The sequence below is a fragment of the Mycobacterium sp. genome (genome assembly GCF_051006775.1).
In the GTDB taxonomy this organism is placed as follows: domain Bacteria; phylum Actinomycetota; class Actinomycetes; order Mycobacteriales; family Mycobacteriaceae; genus Mycobacterium.
Genome location: NZ_JBPCSX010000201.1, coordinates 1 through 4517, shown reverse-complemented (window position 1 = coordinate 4517; position 4517 = coordinate 1). Strand labels below are relative to the sequence as shown.

5 protein-coding genes are annotated in these 4517 nt (G+C 63.1%); all 5 read left to right on the top strand.

Features of this window, described 5'->3' with window-relative positions:
* The coding region (locus ACR2JI_RS14255; RefSeq protein WP_526391041.1) for an MlaE family ABC transporter permease at positions 1-710 on the top strand (710 nt) is incomplete at its 5' end.
* Positions 711-742: 32 nt separating this feature from the next.
* Complete coding sequence (locus tag ACR2JI_RS14250; RefSeq protein WP_526391039.1) at positions 743-1570, top strand: MlaE family ABC transporter permease; 828 nt, start codon at positions 743-745, stop codon at positions 1568-1570.
* 4 nt (positions 1571-1574) lie between these two features.
* Positions 1575-3053 carry an MCE family protein gene (locus tag ACR2JI_RS14245; RefSeq protein ID WP_526391043.1) on the top strand — a complete coding sequence of 493 codons (1479 nt, stop codon included), beginning with the start codon at positions 1575-1577 and terminating at the stop codon, positions 3051-3053.
* Between the two features lie 22 nt (positions 3054-3075).
* Positions 3076-4104: an MCE family protein gene (locus tag ACR2JI_RS14240; RefSeq protein ID WP_526391037.1), complete on the top strand. Its 1029-nt coding sequence runs from the start codon at positions 3076-3078 to the stop codon at positions 4102-4104.
* Between the two features lie 8 nt (positions 4105-4112).
* On the top strand, positions 4113-4517 hold a 405-nt coding region (locus tag ACR2JI_RS14235; protein ID WP_526391035.1), incomplete at its 3' end, for an MlaD family protein.

The following is a 4517-nucleotide window of genomic DNA, read 5'->3' as shown; positions in this document are numbered from 1 at the left end:
TGTATGCCACAGCTCTCGACACCCTGGTCGCGATGCCGCGGCGGCCGTTCGCGTGGCAGGAATTTCTTCTGCAGTGTTGGTTCATCGCGAGGGTCTCATTGGTCCCGGCGCTGCTGTTGGCACTGCCGTTCACAGTGCTCTCAGCGTTCACACTTAATGTGCTGCTGCTGGACTTCGGCGCGGGCGACGGCGCAGGAACCGGAGCAGCCCTGGTGATGACCCAGATCGGTCCGGTGGTGACCGTGCTGGTGGTCGCCGGCGCCGGCGCGACCGCGATATGCGCCGAGCTCGGTGCCCGCACGATCCGGGACGAGTTGGACGCGCTCCGGGTGATGGGTTTTGACCCGATACAGATGCTGGTTGTTCCCCGGGTGCTTGCGGCCGCCGTCGTAGCCCTCCTGCTCTCCGCGGTGGTGTCGCTGGCAACACTCGCCGGCGCGTTCGCCTTCTCGGTATTCGTCCAGAACATCACGCCCGGCGCGTTCGTTTCGGGATTGACCCTGCTCACCGGACCCAAAGAGATATTCGTGGTGTTCCTCAAGGCGGCCCTCTTCGGTCTGTCAGCCGGACTGATCGGCTGCTACAAGGGAATCTCGGTCGGCGGTGGCCCTGCAGGAGTGGGCAACGCCGTCAACGAGACAGTGGTCTACTCGTTCCTCGCGCTCTTCGTGATCAACCTCATCGTGACGGCGGGGCAGTACGGCATATGACGAGCTACCAGACGGCGGTTGCCAGCAGGTCGATGCCCAGAACCCGGCGCACCTTCGGGAAATTCGCCAACGGTTGGAATCGTCTAGGACTCCAGACGCAGTTCTACGGGAAGACGATCGGATCGATCGGCTTTGCCGTGACGCGTTACTGGCAGGAGATTGTTCGGTTGATCGCACAGATGAGTCTGGGTGTCGGCGCTCTGGCCCTGATCGGCGGCACCGTGGTCGTGGTCGCATTTCTGACCTTCACGACGGGCGCTTTGATCGCGGTTCAGGGCTACAACCAACTCGCCGGCGTGGGAGTTGAAGCACTCACCGGCTTCGTTTCGGCGTATGTGAACGTGCGCATCATTGCTCCGGTCACCGCTGGTTTCGCGCTAGCCGCAACAATCGGTGCGGGCGCCACCGCGCAATTGGGCGCGATGCGCATCGCTGAGGAGATCGATGCTCTCGAGGTGATCGGTATCCGGACAGTGGCCTACCTTGCTTCGACACGACTGGTGACGGGAATCATTGTCGTCATTCCGCTGTACTGCATCGCTGCGCTCATGTCGTTCGCCGCAGCCAGACTCGGCACCCTGGTCCTCTACGGACAGTCCAGCGGTGTCTACGACCACTATTTCGACACCTTTCTCATACCGACGGACCTGCTGTGGTCCTTCGCCCAGACCATCGTGATGGCTGCCGTCATCATGTTGATTCACACGTACTACGGCTATACCGCCTCCGGCGGCCCAGCCGGTGTCGGGGAAGCGGTTGGCCGCGCGGTGCGCGCGTCTCTGGTGTCGGCGATCGTGGTCTGTCTGGCAATGTCGCTCGCGGTGTACGGGCAATCCGGCAACTTCCACTTGGCCTCGTAGCACCATGCGAAAAACAGGACGTCAGCAAGGGCTCCACCCGGCGTGGTGGACCGCGATTCTGGTCGCCATTGTGGCCGTGGTCATGATTGCGACCGCCGTGTTCTACACGGGTGCATGGAAATCCTATGTGCCGGTGACGGTGACCTCGCAACGCTCGGGCTTGATCATGGACCCCGGCGCAAAGGTCATGATGAACGGAGTCCAGGTAGGCCAGGTCACCGGAATCTCGAACGAATCGAAGACCGTCGCGCTCAAACTCGACATCGCTTCCGATCAGGCTCGATACATACCGCGAAACGTGGGCGCGCAGATTCGGGCGACGACGGCATTCGGCGCCAAGTTCGTCGACCTGATCTATCCCCAGAATCCGAGCTCTCAGACGCTCACCGCTGGAACCGTGTTGAGCTCGCGTAATACCACCACTGAGGTCAACACCGTTTTTGAAAATCTGGTCGGCCTGCTCAAGCAGATCGATCCGGCCAAGCTGAACTCCACACTGACCGCCCTCTCCGAGGGTTTCCGAGGTCAGGGCGAACGCATCGGCGAAGCAATCACCGGCGCCAATCAGGCTCTGCTGGAAATCAATCCGCGCTCAGAAACCCTGCGCGCCGATTGGCGATCACTCAAGGCCGCCAGTGATGCGTTCGGTTCCGCCGCCGGCGACATCACGGCTGTGCTCGATGCGGCCAGCACCACCAGCGCGACGATATCCAGCCAGGCTTCAGCTCTTGATGCACTGCTGTTGAATCTCATCGGCTTCGCGCAGACCGGGACCAACACCCTGGCGCCGAACGAGCGCAGGCTTATTGATGCGGTGAATGTCCTCAGTCCAACCACCGGTCTGCTGCGCACCTACGACCCCGTCCTGACCTGCACCCTGGTGGGTGCGCAGTGGTGGCTGAACGAGGGTGGCGGATTGAAGTCCATTGGTGGAAACGGCTACAGCTTCGTCGCAGATGCGGCCGTCATCCCCGGCAATGACAAATACAATTTCCCGGATAATCTTCCGATCGTGGCCGCCAAGGGAGGCCCCGGCGGTAAGCCGAGTTGCGGATCGCTCCCGGACGCATCCAAGATGTTCCCGGTTCGCCAGTTGATCACCAACACCGGCTGGGGCACCGGCTTGGACATCCGTCCCAACCCCGGTATTGCCGCCGAGTACTGCTACGCGGACTACCTGCCGGTGACCCGAGGTATCCCTCAGCCGCCGAGCCTGCGGCACTGCCTTCCCGGGCCGGCGCCCGGACCGGTGACCGCGCCGGGCATGCCGCCCTATGGCGCGGCCCTGTACGGCCCCGGCGGCGTTCCGCTGTGGCCCGGTATCCCGCCGGCCGGCACACCCCCGCCGGTAACCGTGCCCGGTACGCCGGTCGCGCCCAACAACATGCCGAACCCACCCGCGGTTATCGGCGCGCCGCCTCCGCCTTCGGTACCGCCCGCCGCGGCGGCCCCGCTGCCCGAGCCGTCGGGACCGGCAGGGTGATGACGGCAAGGAGAGTTGATCAGTGAAGCGCAATGTGATCGCGGCCGCTTGGCGGTTCGCCGTGTTCGCGGCTGTGTGCCTGGTCGGGGGGTTTGCCCTGCTGTCGATATTCGCTCAGTTCCGGTTCGGGCAGGAAACTCCCTACCGGGCGCGCTTCACCAATATCAGTGGACTCACGACGGGCGACTTCGTCCGGATCGCGGGTGTGGAAGTCGGCAAGGTGAAGAAGATCACTTTCGAGCCCGACGCCACCCTCACCGTCGATTTCGGTACGGAGAAGTCCGTCGTGCTCACCGAGGGGAGTCGCGCAATCATCCGGTACGACAACCTCATCGGCGATCGCTACCTGGCGTTGGAAGATGGGGCCGGCGGCACTAAGACCCTGGCCGCCGGCGGCACCATTCCGCTGGATCGCACCCAACCAGCCCTCGACCTCGACGCTTTGATCGGCGGATTCCGTCCGCTGTTCCGGGCCTTGAGCCCCGAGCAGGTCAATGATTTGTCCGGACAATTGATTTCAGCCTTCCAAGGCCAGGGCCCCACGATCACATCGTTTCTGGCCCGCACGTCTTCCGTCACCAACACCCTGGCCGATCGCGATCAGCTGATCGGCAGTGTCATCACCAACCTCAACACGGTGCTTGCGACGATCGATAACCAGAGCGGGCAGTTCGACAAGGCCGTCACATCCCTGTCGCAACTCGTGGACGGACTGGCACAGCGGCGATCGGAAATCAGCACCGCCGTCGCTTACACCAACGCAGCATCGCGGACATTCGTTGACCTGCTGTCGCAGGCGCGTCCGCCACTGCAGCAGATCGTTCAGGAGAACGACAGGGCCTCCGGCAGCATCCTTCTCGATCACGAGTACTTCGATGATCTGCTCGGGGCACTGCCGGAGAAGTACAAGGTGCTCGGGCGGCAGGGGCTCTACGGCGATTACTTCAGCTTCTACCAGTGCGACTTGGGACTGAAGATCAACGGGAAGGGCGGTCAGCCGATGTACATCAAGATTGCCGGCCAGCCCACGGGTCGGTGCCAGCCGAAATGAAGCCATTCTTGGATCGAAACCCAATCCCCATCGCTGTGGCGGGGCTCGCCCTGACCGCGGTCGCTGTAGTGATCGCACTGGGGTACAAGAGCTTTCCCTTGATCAACACCCAACGGCACTACTCCGCGTATTTCACCGAGGCCGGCGGATTGGCGGCCGGCGCTGCGGTTCAGGTCTCGGGAAACAAGATGGGACAGGTCTCAGACGTCGCCCTTGACGGCTCGCGAGTACGGGTCGACTTCACCCTCGACAAGGCGGCTCGTCTGGGCGACCTAACCGAAGCGGCGATCAAGACCAGGAGCCTCCTCGGTACGAGGACGCTGGAGGTGACGCCCCGTGGTAGCGGTAGCTTGGAGGGTGCCATTCCACTGGAACGGACCATCCCGCCGTACCAGCTCACCGACGCCGTGGGT

Coding starts and splice junctions, on each gene's coding strand:
- ACR2JI_RS14250 (WP_526391039.1), top strand. CDS start 743: ATGCCCAGAACCCGGCGCACCTTCGGGAAATTCGCCAACGGTTGGAAT.
- ACR2JI_RS14245 (WP_526391043.1), top strand. CDS start 1,575: ATGCGAAAAACAGGACGTCAGCAAGGGCTCCACCCGGCGTGGTGGACC.